Annotated in this window: 16 protein-coding genes; 4 read left to right on the top strand and 12 right to left on the bottom strand. The window is 65.6% G+C overall.

Features of this window, described 5'->3' with window-relative positions:
* Nucleotides 1-204 precede the first annotated feature (204 nt).
* From nrdF to AC1DES_RS11060, 9 genes are all read right to left on the bottom strand, one after another.
* On the bottom strand, nucleotides 205-1179 hold the full coding sequence (nrdF, locus tag AC1DES_RS11100) for a class 1b ribonucleoside-diphosphate reductase subunit beta (protein ID WP_476895748.1): 975 nt from the start codon (nucleotides 1177-1179) through the stop codon (nucleotides 205-207).
* Nucleotides 1176-1970, bottom strand: a complete 795-nt coding sequence (locus AC1DES_RS11095; RefSeq protein ID WP_476895747.1) for an NUMOD3 domain-containing DNA-binding protein — start codon at nucleotides 1968-1970, stop codon at nucleotides 1176-1178. Before AC1DES_RS11095 ends, nrdF begins: the two co-directional genes overlap by 4 nt.
* A 27-nt stretch (nucleotides 1971-1997) precedes the next feature.
* Complete coding sequence (nrdE, locus tag AC1DES_RS11090; protein ID WP_476895759.1) at nucleotides 1998-4118, bottom strand: class 1b ribonucleoside-diphosphate reductase subunit alpha; 2121 nt, start codon at nucleotides 4116-4118, stop codon at nucleotides 1998-2000.
* A gap of 68 nt (nucleotides 4119-4186) precedes the next feature.
* On the bottom strand, nucleotides 4187-4663 hold the full coding sequence (nrdI, locus tag AC1DES_RS11085) for a class Ib ribonucleoside-diphosphate reductase assembly flavoprotein NrdI (protein ID WP_476895746.1): 477 nt from the start codon (nucleotides 4661-4663) through the stop codon (nucleotides 4187-4189).
* 27 nt (nucleotides 4664-4690) lie between these two features.
* Nucleotides 4691-4936: a glutaredoxin-like protein NrdH gene (gene nrdH, locus AC1DES_RS11080; RefSeq protein WP_476895745.1), complete on the bottom strand. Its 246-nt coding sequence runs from the start codon at nucleotides 4934-4936 to the stop codon at nucleotides 4691-4693.
* A gap of 488 nt (nucleotides 4937-5424) precedes the next feature.
* Nucleotides 5425-6675 carry a class I SAM-dependent methyltransferase gene (locus tag AC1DES_RS11075; protein ID WP_476895744.1) on the bottom strand — a complete coding sequence of 417 codons (1251 nt, stop codon included), beginning with the start codon at nucleotides 6673-6675 and terminating at the stop codon, nucleotides 5425-5427.
* A complete protein-coding gene (locus tag AC1DES_RS11070; RefSeq protein ID WP_476895758.1) occupies nucleotides 6672-8063 on the bottom strand; it encodes a class I SAM-dependent methyltransferase in 1392 nt (463 codons plus the stop codon). Before AC1DES_RS11070 ends, AC1DES_RS11075 begins: the two co-directional genes overlap by 4 nt.
* Before the next feature lie 2 nt (nucleotides 8064-8065).
* On the bottom strand, nucleotides 8066-8797 hold the full coding sequence (locus AC1DES_RS11065) for a DUF1365 domain-containing protein (protein WP_476895743.1): 732 nt from the start codon (nucleotides 8795-8797) through the stop codon (nucleotides 8066-8068).
* A complete protein-coding gene (locus AC1DES_RS11060; RefSeq protein ID WP_476895742.1) occupies nucleotides 8794-10224 on the bottom strand; it encodes an NAD(P)/FAD-dependent oxidoreductase in 1431 nt (476 codons plus the stop codon). The genes AC1DES_RS11065 and AC1DES_RS11060 overlap by 4 nt, the downstream gene beginning before the upstream one ends.
* A gap of 261 nt (nucleotides 10225-10485) precedes the next feature.
* Between AC1DES_RS11060 and AC1DES_RS11055 the strand changes: the two genes are divergently transcribed.
* From AC1DES_RS11055 to AC1DES_RS11045, 3 genes are read left to right on the top strand one after another with little or no spacing between them, the layout of a single operon-like run.
* On the top strand, nucleotides 10486-11415 hold the full coding sequence (locus AC1DES_RS11055) for a LysR family transcriptional regulator (RefSeq protein WP_476895741.1): 930 nt from the start codon (nucleotides 10486-10488) through the stop codon (nucleotides 11413-11415).
* Nucleotides 11416-11426: 11 nt separating this feature from the next.
* Nucleotides 11427-11648 (top strand): hypothetical protein, encoded by a 222-nt coding sequence (locus AC1DES_RS11050; protein WP_476895740.1) that lies wholly within the window; start codon nucleotides 11427-11429, stop codon nucleotides 11646-11648.
* 24 nt (nucleotides 11649-11672) lie between these two features.
* Nucleotides 11673-12020 carry a hypothetical protein gene (locus AC1DES_RS11045; protein ID WP_476895739.1) on the top strand — a complete coding sequence of 116 codons (348 nt, stop codon included), beginning with the start codon at nucleotides 11673-11675 and terminating at the stop codon, nucleotides 12018-12020.
* 2 nt (nucleotides 12021-12022) lie between these two features.
* On the opposite strand, the gene AC1DES_RS11040 is transcribed toward AC1DES_RS11045, so the two are convergent.
* The gene (locus tag AC1DES_RS11040; protein WP_476895738.1) at nucleotides 12023-12409 is read right to left on the bottom strand and encodes a low affinity iron permease family protein; all 387 of its coding nucleotides are present in this window, start codon (nucleotides 12407-12409) and stop codon (nucleotides 12023-12025) included.
* Between the two features lie 186 nt (nucleotides 12410-12595).
* On the bottom strand, nucleotides 12596-13990 hold the full coding sequence (locus tag AC1DES_RS11035; protein WP_476895737.1) for an aldehyde dehydrogenase family protein: 1395 nt from the start codon (nucleotides 13988-13990) through the stop codon (nucleotides 12596-12598).
* A 101-nt stretch (nucleotides 13991-14091) separates the two neighbouring features.
* Between AC1DES_RS11035 and AC1DES_RS11030 the strand changes: the two genes are divergently transcribed.
* Entirely contained in the window at nucleotides 14092-14598 is a 507-nt protein-coding gene (locus AC1DES_RS11030; protein ID WP_476895736.1) for a DUF2004 domain-containing protein, read from the top strand.
* A 161-nt stretch (nucleotides 14599-14759) separates the two neighbouring features.
* On the opposite strand, the gene metE is transcribed toward AC1DES_RS11030, so the two are convergent.
* Nucleotides 14760-17099 (bottom strand): 5-methyltetrahydropteroyltriglutamate--homocysteine S-methyltransferase, encoded by a 2340-nt coding sequence (metE, locus tag AC1DES_RS11025; protein WP_476895735.1) that lies wholly within the window; start codon nucleotides 17097-17099, stop codon nucleotides 14760-14762.
* Nucleotides 17100-17104: the final 5 nt, after the last annotated feature.

Genomic DNA, 17104 nt, shown 5'->3' with positions numbered 1-17104 from the left:
TGAGTCCTCACCAGATTTGGAGTCGAGTTCCGCTAACGACCGCTAGAACCGCCAACCAACTTCTGGCCTCACAATTTGCCAACTAGCTTGTCACCGATGCCATGTCGTTTGTCAGTGGCCAACTAACTTGTCACTTGTGCCAACTATCTTGGCAACTCACAACTAATGGTAAAACCGCCAACTAGCCTCCGATCTCACACAGACCTAGAAGTCCCAGTCGTCATCCTCAGTATTAACAGCCTTGCCAATCACGTAAGACGAACCCGAACCCGAGAAGAAGTCGTGGTTCTCGTCCGCATTCGGCGACAGGGCCGAGAGGATGGCCGGGTTCACGTCGGTGACGGAGGCCGGGAACATGGCCTCGTAGCCCAGGTTCATCAGCGCCTTGTTGGCGTTGTAGTGCAGGAACTTCTTGACGTCCTCGGCCAGACCGACGGAGTCGTAGAGGTCGTGGGTGTACTGGACCTCGTTCTCGTACAGCTCGAAGAGCAACTCGAACGTGTAGTCCTTGATCTCCTGCTTGCGCTCCTCGGACAGGCCCTCCAGCCCCTTCTGGAACTTGTAGCCGATGTAGTAGCCGTGGACGGCCTCGTCGCGGATGATCAGGCGGATCAGGTCGGCCGTGTTCGTCAGCTTGGCGCGTGAGGACCAGTACATCGGCAGGTAGAAGCCCGAGTAGAACAGGAAGCTCTCCAGCAGCGTGGAGGCCACCTTGCGCTTCAGGGGATCGTCGCCCTGGTAGTAGTCCATGACGATCTGGGCCTTCTTCTGAAGGTTCACGTTCTCGGTGGACCAGCGGAACGCCTCGTCGATCTCCTTGGTGGAGGCCAGCGTGGAGAAGATCGAGGAATAGCTCTTCGCGTGCACGGACTCCATGAACGCGATGTTCGTGTAGACAGCCTCTTCGTGCGGCGTGATCGCGTCCGGAATCAGCGAGACGGCGCCGACAGTGCCCTGGATGGTGTCCAGCAGGGTCAAACCGGTGAAGACGCGCATGGTGAGCTGCTGCTCGTCGGGGGTCAGCGTAGCCCACGACTGAACGTCGTTGGACAGCGGGATCTTCTCCGGCAGCCAGAAATTGTTGACCAGACGGTTCCAGACGTCCACGTCCTTCTCGTCCTGGATGCGGTTCCAGTTGATCGCATCAACATGGGTGAGAAGCTTTACTTTTGCTGTCATGACTCCGACTCGCTTTCTGCAGAGAAACTGGGTTTGGCTGAGTCCTCGATGCAGTAGCTGCACTCGGCGTTCTCGATGCCTTTGTTGGTGTGATGTCTGGTGTGGGCACTACGTTGGCTTGCCGGCTTCGGCTGGCCTTTTTGAGCAGCGGACAGTTTCGCTCGCGTTCCGTCGCTGGCCTTCTTGCCGAAGTTTGGATTTCCCGGGCCCTTCCTGGCTTCGGAAAGAGCCTTGCGGGCTTCCTCGCTCATTCTGTGGCCAAAGCTTGGGTGGTCCGATCCGAACTTCCCGAAGTTCGGATTGTCCTCGCCGGCGTTTGTTCCTTTGCGGCTGACTTCCCATTTCTTGCGCTGCTCGGCACTGTGCTTTCCACCGTAGAAGGGATTTGCAGCTCCTGGCCGGCTCAGTCCCTTCCGTCCAGTATTGCGGATGCGTGCGGCTTCCCGCATCTCCTCCGTCCACACCACGCCGGTCGGACCCAGACCGCCGTCCGCAAGGTTCAGCAGTCGATCTCCTTCGCGTCGCAGGTAGCTGATCCACTCGATCTCCGCCTGTCCCAGCTCGGGCAAGCCCTCGATCCAGTCCAGCTCGTCGGCTATGAGATCAGCCGGATCATGCTTTCGGAGCCAATCGTAGAACGGCGTCTTGCGACCCTCAGCAGCCACTCGCAGGTGCTGATGGAAACGACGACTGGCCGTCTTAGTCGTGATACCGACATAGCGGTACTCGACCTCCCGCCGAAGCCGGATGCCGTAGACCAAGCCGCCCGTCGCCGTCGTCGTTTCCATCATTTCACCTGATCAACCTAAATCAGTTGATTAAAGCATGCATGAGACACAATTTTCCACCTCAGTCCCTTCCAGCGCGAGCTGGCGGAGACGGATGTAGTAGATGGTCTTGATGCCCTTCTTCCAGGCGTAGATCTGGGCCTTGTTGATGTCGCGCGTGGTGGCGGTGTCCTTGAAGAACAGCGTCAGGGACAGGCCCTGGTCCACGTGCTGCGTGGCCGCGGCGTAGGTGTCGATGACCTTCTCGTAGCCGATCTCGTACGCGTCCTGGTAGTACTCCAGGTTGTCGTTCGTCAGGTACGGCGCCGGGTAGTACACGCGGCCCAGCTTGCCTTCCTTGCGGATCTCGATCTTGGACGCCACCGGGTGGATCGAGGAGGTGGAGTTGTTGATGTAGGAGATCGAGCCGGTCGGCGGCACAGCCTGCAGGTTCTGGTTGTAGATGCCGTGCTCCATGACGGAGGCCTTCAGCTCGCGCCAGTCATCCTGCGTGGGGATGTGGATGTTCTTGAACAGCTCCGCGACCTTGTCGGTCTGCGGGACCCATTCCTGGTTCGTGTACTTGTCGAAGAACTCGCCGGACGCGTACTTGGACTTCTCGAAGCCGCCGAAGGTCTGGCCGGTCTGGATGGCCAGCCGGTTGGAGGCGCGGACCGCGTGGAACACGACCGAGTAGAAGTAGATGTTGGTGAAGTCCAGGCCCTCTTCGGAACCGTAGTGGACCCGCTCGCGGGCCAGGTAGCCGTGCAGGTTCATCTGGCCGAGGCCGATCGCGTGGCTCTGGTCGTTGCCGCGGGCAATCGAGGGCACCGAGGTGATGTTGGACATGTCAGACACTGCGGAGAGGGACCGGATGGCCGTCTCGATGGTCAGGCCGAAGTCCGGCGAGTCCATGGTCTTGGCGATGTTCAGCGAGCCCAGGTTGCAGGAGATGTCCTTGCCGGTCTGGTCGTAGGACAGGTCATCGTGGTACGTGGTGGGCTGGGAGACCTGGAGGATCTCGGAGCACAGGTTGGACATTATGATCTTGCCGTCGATCGGGTTTTCCCGGTTCACGGTGTCTTCGAACATGATGTACGGGTAGCCGGATTCGAACTGGATCTCGGCGAGGGTCTGGAAGAACTCGCGCGCCTTGATCTTGGTCTTCTTGATCCGGGAATCGTCCACCATCTCGTAGTACTTCTCGGTGACCGAGACGTCGGAGAACGGCATGCCGTAGACCTTTTCGACGTCGTACGGCGAGAACAGGTACATGTCCTCGTCCTTCTTGGCCAGCTCGAAGGTGATGTCGGGAATGACGACGCCGAGCGAGAGGGTCTTGATGCGGATCTTCTCGTCCGCGTTCTCCCGCTTGGTGTCCAGGAAGCGGTAGATGTCCGGGTGGTGCGCGTGCAGGTACACGGCGCCGGCACCCTGGCGGGCACCGAGCTGGTTGGCGTAGGAGAAGCTGTCCTCGAGGAGCTTCATCACGGGGATGACACCGGAGGACTGGTTCTCGATCTGCTTGATCGGCGCGCCGACCTCGCGGATGTTGGTCAGCGCGAACGCCACGCCGCCGCCGCGCTTGGACAGCTGCAGCGCGGAGTTGATGGACCGGCCGATCGACTCCATGTTGTCTTCGATGCGGAGCAGGAAGCAGGAGACCAGCTCGCCGCGCTGGCGCTTGCCGGCGTTCAGGAACGTCGGGGTAGCCGGCTGGAAGCGGCCTTCGATGATCTCGTCCACCATTTGGGTGGCAAGCTGCTCGTCGCCGCGGGCCAGGTGCAGGGCCACCATGCAGACGCGGTCCTCGTAGCGCTCCAGGAAGCGCTTTCCGTCAAAAGTCTTCAGCGTGTATGAGGTGTAGAACTTGAACGCGCCAAGGAAGGTCTCGAAGCGGAACTTCTTCTTGTAGGCGCGGTTGTAGAGCTCGCGGATGAAGTTCATCGTGTACTGGTCGAGGGTTTCGCGCTCGTAGTACTCGTTCTTGACCAGGTAGTCGAGCTTTTCCTCGAGGTCGTGGAAGAACACGGTGTTGTTGTTCACGTGCTGCAGGAAGTACTGGTGCGCGGCCTCGCGGTCGGCCTCGAACTGGATCTCCCCGTTCGGGCCGTAGAGGTTCAGCATGGCGTTGAGCTCGTGGTAGCCCAAGCCCTGGTAGGCGGCCGGCATGGCCGGCTTCTCACCGGGGACCGTGTGCTTCTCGACGTGCTTTTCGACGGCGGGCGCGCCGCTCCGGGTTACTTCCGTGCCTGCGACAGTCGTGTCCAAAATTCTTCCAATCCTTGTTGTACTCGGCTGACGTCTTCCGGCGTCCCCATGAGTTCGAAACGATATAGGTGCGGGACCCGGCATTTCGCGGCGATGATGTCGCCGGCCATGCAGTAGTTGTCCCCAAAGTTCGTGTTGCCCGCCCCGATCACTCCACGGAGCTGTTGCCGGTTCCTCGGATCGTTCAGAAAGCGGATGACCTGCTTCGGAACGGATCCCTCTCCCCCGGTGCCCCCGTAGGTAGGAAGCACCAGCACGTAGGGTTCGGTCGCCACCAGCGCGGAATCCCTCGCGTGGAGGGGGATCCGGGCGGCGTCGACGCCCAGCTTCGCAACGAAGCGTGCCGTGTTCTCCGAGGAGGAGGAGAAGTAGATGAGGTGGCTGTTGGTGGTCCGCGCAGCGTCCGACGCCGTGAGGGCGGCGGGTGCCGTTGCAACAGGTGCCATGGGAGTCACCTCATTTCGAGCAGTGTTTCAGGCTACGGCGACAGCGTATGCCTGCGCCAGTTCTTCGATCTTGTCCGGGCGGAAGCCGGACCAGTGGTCCTGGTCCGTAACGACGACCGGGGCCTGCATGTAGCCCAGGGCCTTCAAGCGATCGAGGGCATCCGCGTCCTGCGAGATGTCGACGCTCTGGTAGGTGATGCCCTTCTTATCCAGCGCGCGGTAGGTCGCGTTGCACTGAACACAGGCCGGCTTCGTGTAAACCGTAACGGTCATGGTCCCTGTCCCCTTTGTTGAAATCTTCTGAGCTGAGTCTCTTGTCCAGCGTCGTTGGTCTAGCGTCGGTTGTCAGCCGTGTCGGTGGCCGATCCGGGTCAGGAATCCTTATCCGTTACTGGCCTTGCCTGCGGCCTCTGCCGCTCTGCTGGAACCGTATGTCGATACTACATGTAGTGCAAGAGCCGGACGAGGACCCCAAGATGATGTATTACAAGTATGTCATTTAATGCACCGTTAATCCACAGGCGGGGGCCCTCAAAATGTCCGGATTCCAGCCATTTTCGAGGACGAAATCCACACCCTGTGGAGTGGGTATGCACAATTAATTCCCCTGCGTGTCGGACCGTGGACGGCGTGTCGCACCAGGCCGTGGCAGTGGCGCCAAACACCAGATGTGGTGTCCGGTCACACGAAAAGGCGGACACCTGGGGTGCCCGCCTTGAACGATCGCGACTCTTCTAGCTCCCCCGGTAATCCCCGGGCCCTCAGGCCACGGGCCCGGCGACATCTGCGGGCCGGCTGCAGAGGATCTGCTCCACGCCCATCCGGCGCTCGGCGAAGCTTCGCAGCGCCCCCACGAGGTAGAGCCGCCACACCCGGGCGATCTCCTTGCCCATCATTGCGGCGGCCGCGTCATGGTTCTCCTCGAACTTCGCGTACCAGGCCTCAAGGGTGCGTACGTAGTCACGGCGCATGCCCTGGACCCCCTCGATCTCGAGGCCTGCCGCCTCGAGGAAGCCCAGGGTCTCCCCCACCGGGCGCATGTGCATGTCCGGGGCGATGAAGGACTCGATGAAAGGGCCGCCGCCGGGGTGCTTGCCGCGCCGGGACATCTGCTGGACCAGGACCCGGCCGCCGGGCCGGACGTTGTTGAACAGTGCCCCGGCATAGACGGGATAGTTCCGCTGGCCGACGTGCTCGCCCATCTCGAGGGAGGCGACGGCGTCGAACGGCCCGTCCGGGATCTCCCGGTAGTCCTGGACCCGGATCTCAACGTGCCCCTCCAGGCCGCGTTCTGTGATGCGGGCGTCGATGAACGATTTCTGCTCGACGGACAGGGTGACCCCGACGACGTCGGCGCCGTAGTGCTGCGCGGCGTGCAGGCTCAGCGAGCCCCACCCGCAGCCGACGTCGAGCATTCGCATGCCCGGCTTGAGTCCGATCTTGCGGCAGACCAGGTCCAGCTTGTCCCGCTGGGCGTCCTCGAGCCCGTAACCGGGCGAGGAGTCGGCCCAGTAGCCGCTGGAGTACGCCATCTGCGGATCCAGGATCAGGGCGTAGAAATCGTTGCTGAGATCGTAGTGGTGGCTGATCGCCGCGCGGTCCCGGATCAGGCTGTGCAGCCGGCCCCTGACCCGGGCCTGGCTGGCCGGAGGCTGGGGCGGGGCGCCCAGCGCTCCGGCGGCCCTTGCGATCCTGCCCACGCCGGCCAGGACAGCCGGCGTGGGCCGGATGCCGGCGAGTCCGCGGTCCCGGACCACCTTCCAGAGGTGTACGAGGGCGGAGTTGAGGTCGCCGTCGACGTCCAGCTCACCGGTGACGTAGGCCTGGGCGGCGCCCAGTTCCCCCGGCGCCCAGAGCAGGCGCCGGATCGCGTCCGGTGACTTGAGCCGCACGACCGGCGCCCCTGCCGGGCCGGCCTCGCTGCCGTCCCAGACCACGAGCCGCACGGGGAGCTCCCCGCCGACCACCGGGCGCAGGACCTCGGCGACGGTGTCCGCGAGCGGGGCGGTCATACTGCCGCTCCCTGGGCCGCTCCCTGGGATGCGTGGCCCGCGGAGGACGCCCGGTCGAGCACAATCTGCTGGACGTTGAGGTAGCCGGTCTCGAACCCGGCGCGGGAGTAGCACAGGTAGAACAGCCACATGCGCTGGAAGATGGGGTCAAAGCCCAGCGCTCCGACGTCCCCGGCGCGGGCCATGAAACGTTCCTCCCAGAGGCGCAGGGTCTGCGCGTAGTGTTCGCCCATGGCGAGTCGTTCCCGGACACGCAGTCCGGTCTGCTTTTCGGTGATGTCCTCAATGGCGCGCACGGACGGGATGACGCCGCCCGGGAAGATGTACTTGTGCACCCACGTGTAGCTCGTGCGGGTGGCGATAAGCCGGTCGTGCGCGATCGTGATGGCCTGTATGGCCACCTTGCCGCCGGGCGCGAGGACCCGCTCGATCGTCTGGAAGTACGTGGCCCAGTATTCGTAACCGACGGCCTCGATCATTTCCACCGACACGACGGCGTCGTACTCCCCTTCCACCGCGCGGTAGTCCTTCAGCTCGATCGTGACGGCATCGGCGTAGCCGGCCTCGGCCACACGCCGGCGGGCCAGCTCCTGCTGCTCGCTGGAGAGGGTCACGGAGTAGACGGTCGCGCCGCGGGCCGCAGCACGCAGGGCCAGTTCGCCCCAGCCCGTGCCGATTTCCAGGACACGGGTGCCTTCATTGACGCCGGCCTTGTCCAGGAGCCGGTCGATCTTCGCCTGCTGGGCGGCGGCGAGGCCGTCCCAGGCCACGTTCCGCAGGGCGTCGCCGCTCTCCGGGAAGAGGGCGCTGGAGTACGTCATGGTGCTGTCGAGGAACGTCGCGAAGAGCTCGTTGGAGAGGTCGTAGTGCCGCGCGATGTTGGAGCGGGTGTTCTGCTCGGTGTTGCGTTCCTTGCGGGGCTGCCGCGGCAGGTACAGGCCGCGCAGTTTCTGCAGCGGTTCCGGCACGAGCGTGCCGACGCGGGCAGCAAAGACTTCCATGACGGCGGTGAGGTCATCGGCGTCCCAGTCTCCGGCCATGTAGGACTCCCCCAGGCCGATCAGTCCGCCGTCGCCGAGCCGGGCAGCGAAGGCGTCCGGCCGGTTCATGGTCATCACGGGGTAGGCCTGGCCCGGGATGGCGGCCTTGCCGAGCACGGTGCCGTCGGGGAAGCGGACTTCCAGCGGCAGGCTGCGGACGGCGGCCCGGAAGATGGCGTCCGCGGCGCGGCCGGCCACGCGGGCCTTGAGGCTCGAGGGCACCGTGGCGATGCTGGGCCAGATGGCGGCGTCAACGGTGACGGGCGGCTGGGGAACGGTGTAGGGGACCCGGCCGGCGGGGGCCGGGCCCTGTGCCCGGCCCGCGGAGGACCCGGTCGCTTCGGTCATTGTCACTGAACTGCCTCCTGTGAAGGGTGGTGTGGTTTTTTGATGATGGGCAGCCTGCGTGCCCAAAGCCTGATGCCCTGCCAGCGGATCTGCGCGGAGACCCGCAATGGGGCGAGCGGGACGGCGAGCGCCGCGGCCAGGATGTTCCGGACGGTCGCCTCGCGGCGTTCACCGTCCATGGTGGCGATGAAGGGCTTGTGCCCTTCCCGCTCCAGGACGATCGAGACCGCCAGCCGTTCGCCGGGTTCCGGAAGTTTCATTTGGTACTGGCCCTCGACGTCGTTGAACGGCGAGACGTAGAACGCCTTCGGGACGCTGGCCCGTCCGGCGTCGTCGGTTTCCAGGAGGTAGCAGTGCCGTTCGCCGTAGGTGTTGTGGACCTCGGCGATCACGCATCGAAGCTGCCCCGCGGTGTCGTGGCACCAGAAGAGGGTCAGCGGATTGAACACGTGCCCGAAGACCCGGGCGCTGGCCAGCATGGTGATCCGGCCGCCGTCGAGCCCGATCCCCTGCGTGGCGAGGAACCGTTCAACGTTGCCGCGGAGGGTCCCGTCGGGTTCGCCCAGATGGTCCGCAACCCGGAAGCCGGCGAGCGGCTTCAGGAGGAGCGGCAGCCTGGGGAGATGGTCGACGTCGACGTACCAGCCGTAGCTGTGATAGGTGAAGGCGTTCCTGAGCGGCGTGCGCCGCACATGCGCGATCGAGGTGCGGTAGATGGCAGCCGGGGCGCTCATGAGCCCTCCGCAGCGACGCTTTGCAGGTCCGGGTCGATCGAGACGGCAGCAATAGTGGCCGGAACCCGGTCCCAGTCCCGTCCCAGCCGGGCCGCGGCCTTGACGCCGGACAGGGCGCCGTCCTCGTGGAAACCCCAGCCGTGGTATGCCCCGGCAAAGGCCAGGCGGGTATCGCCGAGCCCGAGGATCTGCTGCTGGGCCTTCAGCGACTCCGGGGTGTACTGCGGGTGCTCGTAGACCATCCGGTCCAGGACGGTGCCGTCCCCGATGAGCCCGGATTCGCCGAGGCTCACGATGTAGCGCCGTCCGTCCGCCGGTTCGAGCCGCTGCAGCCGGGTCATGTCGTAGCTGACCAGGACCTTGTCCGGCCGGGCGTCGCAGGACGGGAGCCGGTAGTTCCAGGACGCCCTGGCATTGGCGCTGGCCGGCAGCACGGCCTCGTCGCGGTGGAAAACGGTGTGGTTGACGGAGTAGGGCATGCCGGCCAGGGCCTCGCGCTCGGCGGGTGAGGCGTCCGAAAGCATGCGCAGCGCCTGCTCCGGGTGGGTGGCGATCACGACGGCGTCGAAGTGCTCCGTACTGAAGCTGCCCGTCCCGTGCTGCGTGGTCAGTTCCACCCCGTCAGCGTGGCGGCGGACCCCGGTGACGGGGGTGGCGAGCCGGACATCGGGCAGGGTGGCGGCCAGCTTGTCGACGTAGCTGCGTGAGCCGCCCCTGACGGTCCGCCACTGGGGCGAGCCGGTGACGCCGAGGAGCCCGTGGTGGCCCAGGAACGTGAAGAGGTAGCGGGCCGGGTAGGCCAGCGCGGTGGTCGGGTCGCAGGACCACACCGCGCTCACCACCGGCGTCATGAAGTGCGAGATGAAATAGGCGCTGAACTTCTCCCTGGCCAGGAAGTCGCCCAGGGTCAGCTCCGGTTCTCCGGCCCGGGACGGCGTTCCGGCCCGGGACGGCGTTCCGGCCCGGGACGGCGTACCTGGGCCGGCGAGGAGGGCGCGGGCCCGGCGGTGGAAACGGGTGACTTCCAGCAGCATCAGCAGGTACCGGCCGCGCAGCAGGGTGGAGGGCCGGGGAATGATGCCGCGGCCCTTGGCCCGGGCACCGGCGTATTCGAGGCCGCAGCCGTCGCAGCGTACGGACATGCTCATTTCCGATTCCTGCGTTTCGACCCCCAGCTCCGCGAAGAGCCGGAGCAGCGTGGGGTAGGTGCGCTCGTTGTGGACGATGAAGCCGGTGTCCACGCCGAGGGTGGAGCCGTCCGCCTGCGGCACGTCGTGGGTGTGGGCGTGGCCGCCGAGCCGGGAATCGGCCTCGAAGAGCGTCACCCGGTCCTGCCCGTTGAGCACGTAGGCAGCGGTCAGGCCCGCCACGCCGCTGCCGATGACGGCTACCCGCCGGCCCTCCGGAATCCCTGCTGCTTGCGACACTTTTCTGCTCCTGTTGCTTGGCGTGGCTCGTCCTGGTGAATTCTCTTATGGGCAATTCGAAACCAAGGGGCGGACGGATGAGTATTAATTCAAAGCGGCCGCCTTCAGGGATTGTCCGTCATGTTTGCCGCCCAGCCCCGGAGACATTCCGCAGGCATGCCGCAGCGCACACCGCGCTGCCCGGATATGCCAGAATGAAGCGGGTTTTCCGGTCCGTCATGCGCGGCGCGGCAAGCATTCCCACCAGTCGAAGGGCAGCCCTTGATTAACCCCGTCCATCTGCGGACCCTCGTTGAAGTGATCCGGCTGGGCTCCTTCGCGGCAGCGGCGGGCCGCCTGGGCTACACGGCGTCGGCAGTGTCCCAGCAGATGTCCGCCCTTGAACGCGATACCGGGGTCACGCTCTTCCAGCGTTCGGCCCGCAGCATCCAGCCAACCGAAGCCGCGGTGGTCATGACGCGCCACGCCGCCAAGGTCCTCACGGACATCGAGGCCCTCATGGCCGCGGCCTCCCGGACGCAGGACAGCACCAGCCAGGAACTCCGCCTGGGCATCTTTCCCAGCCTCGCCACGTATGTCCTGCCGCGGATACTGCAAAACCCTGCCTGGAAGAAGCTTGGCATCGACCTGCGCGTGTCCGTGGCCGAGCCTGCCCAGACCATTCAAGGGCTGCGCACCGGCGGCGAACTGGACGTGGCCCTCGTCTACCAGGTGGGCCAGTCCGGCCTGGCGTGGCCGCACACCGTGAACCGGCAGTGGATCGGCGACGACGACTTCCGGGTGGTGCTGCCCGCGGCCTGGGGCATCGGTACGGACTCGAAGGTGGCCGCGGACCATTTGTCCGACATGCCGTGGATTGTCCACCACCCGGGCACGAGCGATGCCACCGTGATCGAACGGCTGTTCGCCAGTTGCAACCTGCACCCGCGGGTGGTGGCGTACAGCGACGACTTCCACGCCAGCCTGGAGATGGCAGCGGCCGGCCTGGGTGCGGCCCTGGTCCCGGAACTCGCGCTCCTGCACCGCCCGGCCGGCGTCGTGGTCCTCGACGTTCCCGAGATCCGGCTGGCCCGGAACGTCTTTGCCCTGCTGATCAATGAGAAGCAGACGGCGCAGGTCCAGCTGTTCGTCGAACTGCTCGCCGACACCATGCACAAGCTCGGGGGTTCCGTTGCGGGCACGGATCGATAAGGATGGGGTCCATGACTGCTACCTATTCAGCCTCCGCCCGCGTCGCCTCGGACAAGCCGGAAGAAGTGGCGGCCGCGGTCCGCGCCGCCACGGAGGAACTTCGCGAGACCCTTCGGCGGCATCAGATCGAGGCGAGCTTTGAAGACATTGCCCTGCTCGGGCACTCGGAATCCTGGGACGGCGAAGGCCAGCGGTGGGTCCACGTCGACTGGGACGCCGAAAAAGGCGCGTAAGCCGCGCAAGCAAGGAGGAACGCAATGGGCATCCAACTGAACAAGGCCGCTCTGAAGCACGCACGGCAACTGATCAGGGACGGCAAAGCCACCCGCGACGTCCGCGATGACTGGAGCGAACACGCCCCCGACGCCGGCCGGGAAAACACGTTCATCGACAACCATGGCTACGCCGAGTACGGCACCTGGCACCTCGGTGAAGACGATGACAAGACGCCGGAGACCAAGGGCCGCTACAGCTTTCCGTTCGGCGACTTCCGCCGGCTGCACCGCTGCGCGGTCATCGCCGCGGAGAGCCGGGCCGCCCAAAACGGCCACGATGACATCGCCGAAGCGGCCAAGTCCCTCCTCGCGGAGCTGGACAAGGACTGAAGCTATTCACCGCCGGCTTCGGCGGCGTCCTCAATCCGCTTACGCTGGCGCTCGATTTCCTTCTCGCCCTCGTTCTCGGCGTCGTAGAGCTTCGCGTTGCTGACTTTGAGCTCGAGCATGAGGGCGTCAAGCTTTACGTGCAGGGCCGCGGTATCCCTGTTCTGGGTGTTCTGGATGATGAACACCATCAGGAACGTCACGATCGTGGTGCTGGTGTTGATGACCAGTTGCCAGGTATCGGAGAACCCGAGCAGCGGGCCGGTGCACGCCCACACAATCAGTGCGGCGACGGCCGCCGCAAACACCCAGGCGTGCCCGAGGACTTTGGCGGTCTTGGTCGTAAACCGCGTGAAAAAGTCCGGCCTGTCATCCTGGCCAGTGGCTGCCATACCGACCTCCTAGTAGGTGAAGTACCCGGGACTTCGGTCCCTCACCAGCACTCTAGACCTTAAAGAACGACGCGACTCCGCAGCAACGTGAGAGCTCTGGTGACCGGCTCCCGCGGCCGCCGGGGACTGTGAACGCGTGCTGGGATCGGCGCCCGGATCCGCGGCTGTGATCCGGTGCCGGGCCGTTCAGCGCTTCCGCAGCCGGCCGGCCGGTGACACGAGGGCGCTGATGATCCGGTGCTTGACCTTGTTATAGGGCGGGTAGATCAGTTCCAGGGTCTCCGGCCACAGCGGTTTGGCCAGGGTGGGACGCTCATGCGAGAACGTCCGCACCGAATGTTCCCCGTGGTAGGCGCCCAGTCCGCTCCCGCCGACGCCGCCGAACGGCAGCCCCGGGACCAGCAGGTGCGCCGCCGGCACGTCGAAGCACAGCGCCCCGGAGGAGGTCTGTGCGGCGAAGGCGCGCCGGGTATCGGCGTCGTCGCTGAACACGTACAGCGCAAGGGGCTTCGCGCGGGCGTTGATCATCCGGATGGCCTCATCACGTCCGCTGACCGGCACCAGCGGAAGCAGCGGGCCGAAGATTTCCTCGTCCATGACCGCGTCCCCCGGCGCCGGACGCAGCAGCGTCGGCGCAAAGTAGCGGGTGGCGGCGTCGCGCTGTCCGCCGTGGACCACGGTGCTGCCGTCGGCCAGCTCGGCGAGCCGCCGGAAGTGGCGGTCATCGATGATCCGGCCGTAGGACTCGCTGCGGGCGGGATCCGCGCCGAAAAGTGCCGTGATGGCCCCCGCCAGCTCGCGTTCCAGGGGTTCGAGCACCTCGGGCGCGGCAAGGACATAGTCCGGGGCCACACAGGTCTGTCCGGCGTTCATGAACCTGCCCCAGGCGATCCGTTTCGCGGCCTTGGCCAGGTCCGTCGAGGCATCGACATAGGCCGGGGACTTGCCGCCCAGCTCCAGCGTCACGGGGGTCAGGTTCTCCGCGGCCGCCCGCATCACCGCCTTGGCCGCTCCCGGGCCGCCGGTGTAGAAGATGTGGTCGAAGCGCTGGGCCAGCAGCGCCGTGGTCTCGGGGATGCCGCCCTCGACAACCTCCGCGGCGCCGGGCAGGTATTCCGGAATCCAGCGGGCCAGGGCCGCCGAGGTGGCCGGGGCGTGCTCGCTGGGCTTGAGCACCACGGTGTTCCCTGCGGCCAGGGCGCCGGCCAGCGGTGAGAGCACCAGCTGCACCGGATAATTCCATGGTCCGATCACCAGCACCACGCCCAGCGGAGTGAGCTCGGTCCAGGCGCGGGCCGGCTGCACGGCCAGCGGAACCGGCACGGGCCGGGGCCGCAGCCAGGCGGCGAGATGTCGTTCCAGGTGCGCGGCTTCGGCCGTGACAAAGCCGATTTCCGTCAGCTGGGCCTCGGTGCGGTGCTTGCCCAGGTCCCGGCCAAGGGCGTCCGCAAAGTCCGCGCGCCGTTCCACCAGCATGCGGCGCAGACTGCCTAATTGCGCCAGCCGCCATGCCAGGGGACGCGTGGCGCCGGTGTCGAACAGTTCACGTGCGCGGGCGGTGGCGGGGGCTTCGGTCTGCATCCGATCAATGTACCGCCCGGGGGCCGCGGCAACCGTCCGGTAGCGGACAAAAAACCTTGGGAATGCTGGAATGGGCCGGTGTTGAGGACTATGTTGAAGATATGAGCAAGGTAGCGAGCCAGCACTTCGGAGAGATCGAGCTCAACCACGGGAGGGACCATAATTTCTCCGCCAAGCACGAACTGGCGGGGCAACTCCTGGAGCTTGACCTCAATGTCAATGCGCATGACCACTTCGATGAAGCTGCCATGCACAAAGTTGACTACCGCCTGCGCTTCCTGCCTGAACTTGTGGACCAGGTCCGCGAAATGATCGCCGAGGAGCTGGAGGAGGAAGGAACCAGCCCGCAGGAATACCGGCACTTCCACTGCAGCGCCATCAAGGAAGAGCACCTGCAGAAGGTCTTCGGCGTGCAGGACAAGAGCCAGCTGACCAACGAGGTCTTCCTCAAGGCCCTGAAGCTGGGCCACGTGGGCATCTTCCCCGGCCAGCCTGAGCGGTACTTCGTGCTTGACTTCACCCTCGGAGCGCATTTCACCGACGAAGTCCTGGTCGCCTCCGCGGACGAGGACGGCGTCGTGGACGACGAAATCCTCTGGGAATCCTGAACCGGGGATACTGAATCGCCCGGGAATCCTGAATCGACTGCTCCGTCACCGCCCTTTTGAGCGCTCAAAACGGCGTCTACTCAGCAGTCGATGAGTAGAACGTACGACGGCGGGCGGCCACCTTAAGGTGACCGCCCGCCGTCGTGAGTGGTTGGGCCGGCTTACTTGGCGGTTTCCAGCAGTTCCGCCCGGACCGTCCTGGTGGCGTGGACCAGGTTGCGCAGGGACTCCTCGGTCTCGGCGTAGCCGCGGGTCTTCAGGCCGCAGTCCGGGTTGACCCAGAGCTGGCGGGACGGGACGTGCTTGACGGCGGTACTGAGCAGCTCGGTGACTTCCTGCTCGCCCGGGACACGCGGCGAGTGGATGTCGTAGACGCCCGGGCCCACGCCGCGGCCGAACCCGTGGGATTCGAGGTCATGAACGACCTCCATGCGCGAGCGGGCGGCCTCGATTGAGGTGACGTCGGCGTCGAGGCCGTCGATTGCGTCGATGATGGCGCCGAACTCCGAGTAGCACAGGTGTGTGTGGACCTGGGTGGCGTCCCCGGCGCCGGCCGTGGCCAGGCGGAAGGACTTCACCGACCAGTCCAGGTACGCGGCCTGGTCGGCCCTGCGCAGCGGCAGGAGCTCGCGCAGGGCGGGCTCGTCCACTTGGATGACTTTGATGCCAGCGGCTTCGAGGTCGGCGATTTCGTCGCGGAGCGCGAGGGCCACCTGGTTGGCCGTCTCACCGGGGGGCTGGTCGTCACGGACGAAGGACCACGCCAGGATCGTGACCGGACCGGTGAGCATGCCCTTCATCGGCTTGTTGGTCAGGGACTGCGCGTACCTGGCCCATTCGACCGTGATGGGGGCGCTGCGGGTGACATCGCCCCACAGGATCGACGGACGGGTGCAGCGCGAGCCGTAGGACTGGACCCAGCCGTGCACGGTGACGTCGAAACCTTCGAGGTTCTCGGCGAAGTACTGGACCATGTCGTTGCGCTCGGGCTCACCGTGGACCAGGACGTCGAAGCCGAGCTCCTCCTGCAGCTCAACGACGCGCTTGATCTCATCCTTCATGAGCTGCTCATACTGCTCCGTGGTGAGCTCACCCTTGTTGGCGCGCGCCCGGGCCGTGCGGATCTCGGAGGTCTGCGGGAACGACCCGATGGTGGTGGTGGGCAGCGGCGGCAGGTGCAGCGCCTTCTCCTGGGCGGCTTCGCGGACCGCGTAGTCGGAGCGGTTGAAGTCCGCCGGGGTCAGGGCGGCGATGCGTGCCCGGACGTCGGCGCGGCGCACGCCTTGGGCCTCGTCGCGGGAGGCGATGATGCGCGTGGCTTCGTCGATGGCCGGCTGGACCGCTGCCTCATCGGTCAGCAGCCCTGCAAGGGTGACCACCTCGACGGCCTTCTGGTCGGCGAAGGCCAGCCAGCTGCGCAGCTGGGCGGAAAGCTGGGTTTCCTCGTCGACGTCGTGCGGGACATGCTGCGTGGAGGTGGAGGTGCTGATAGCGAGCTTGGCAACGGTCTTCTTCAGCTCGACGATCTTGTCCGCCGAAGCCTGGAGGTCATTGCGCCAGATGTTGTGGCCGTCCACGACGCCGGCGACGAGGGTCTTGTTGCCCAGTGCTGCCAGTGCTTCGGCGGAAGGAACGGCACCTTTGAAGACATCGATGTGCAGGGCATCGATGTTGGTGGCGGCGAGGGGTCCGGACTGGCCGTTCAGGGCACCGTACGGGGTGGAGACAAAAAGCTGCGGGCGGTTGGCCACGGAGGACAGGACCTCGTAGGAGCGCTCGACGGCGGCCTGGAGTTCCTCGGCGGAGGTGTCCTGGTCCACCACGAGTGCGGGTTCGTCCAGCTGGACCCAGCTGGCGCCGGCGGCGGCAAGCTTCTCCAACAGGGCGGTGTACACGGGGAGGATGTCGTCAAGGCGGGACAGGGGGCTGAAGCCGGCCGGGGCGCCGTCGGAGGCCTTGCTCAGCAGCAGGAACGTGACCGGGCCGACGATGTACGGGCGGGTTTCGACTCCGTTGGCGAGGGCGTAGGCGAATTCCTCGACGATCCGGGTGGAGGTCAGCGCGAAGGTGGTCTCCGGCCCGATTTCCGGCACGAGGTAGTGGTAGTTGGTGTCGAACCACTTGGTCATTTCCAGCGGCTGCTGGTCCTTGGTGCCGCGGGCCAGCGTGAAGTAGCCGTCGATGTCCAGCTGGCCCCCGGCGCTGAGGAGGTTGCCGAACCGGGCCGGGACGGCGCCGAGGTGGGCGGCGGCGTCGAGGACCTGGTCGTAGTAGGAGAAGGTGCCCGGGACCGCGGCGGGTTCGGTCAGGCCCAGGCCCTGGAGGCGCTGGGCGGTGCCGAGCTGGATCTTCTTGGCGGCGGCGTCCAGGGCGGCCGCGTCGATTGTGCCGGCCCAGTAGGCCTCCACGGCCTTTTTGAGTTCGCGGCGCCGGCCGATGCGCGGGTAGCCGAGGATCGAGGCTGCCGGGAACGGGGTGCTGGCGGTGTTCTTTTCAGTCATGGGAA

The sequence above is a fragment of the Arthrobacter sp. 05T442 genome (assembly GCF_056395945.1).
Note: the sequence above shows the minus strand (reverse complement) of the source record. Positions and strands in the feature narration are given on the sequence as shown.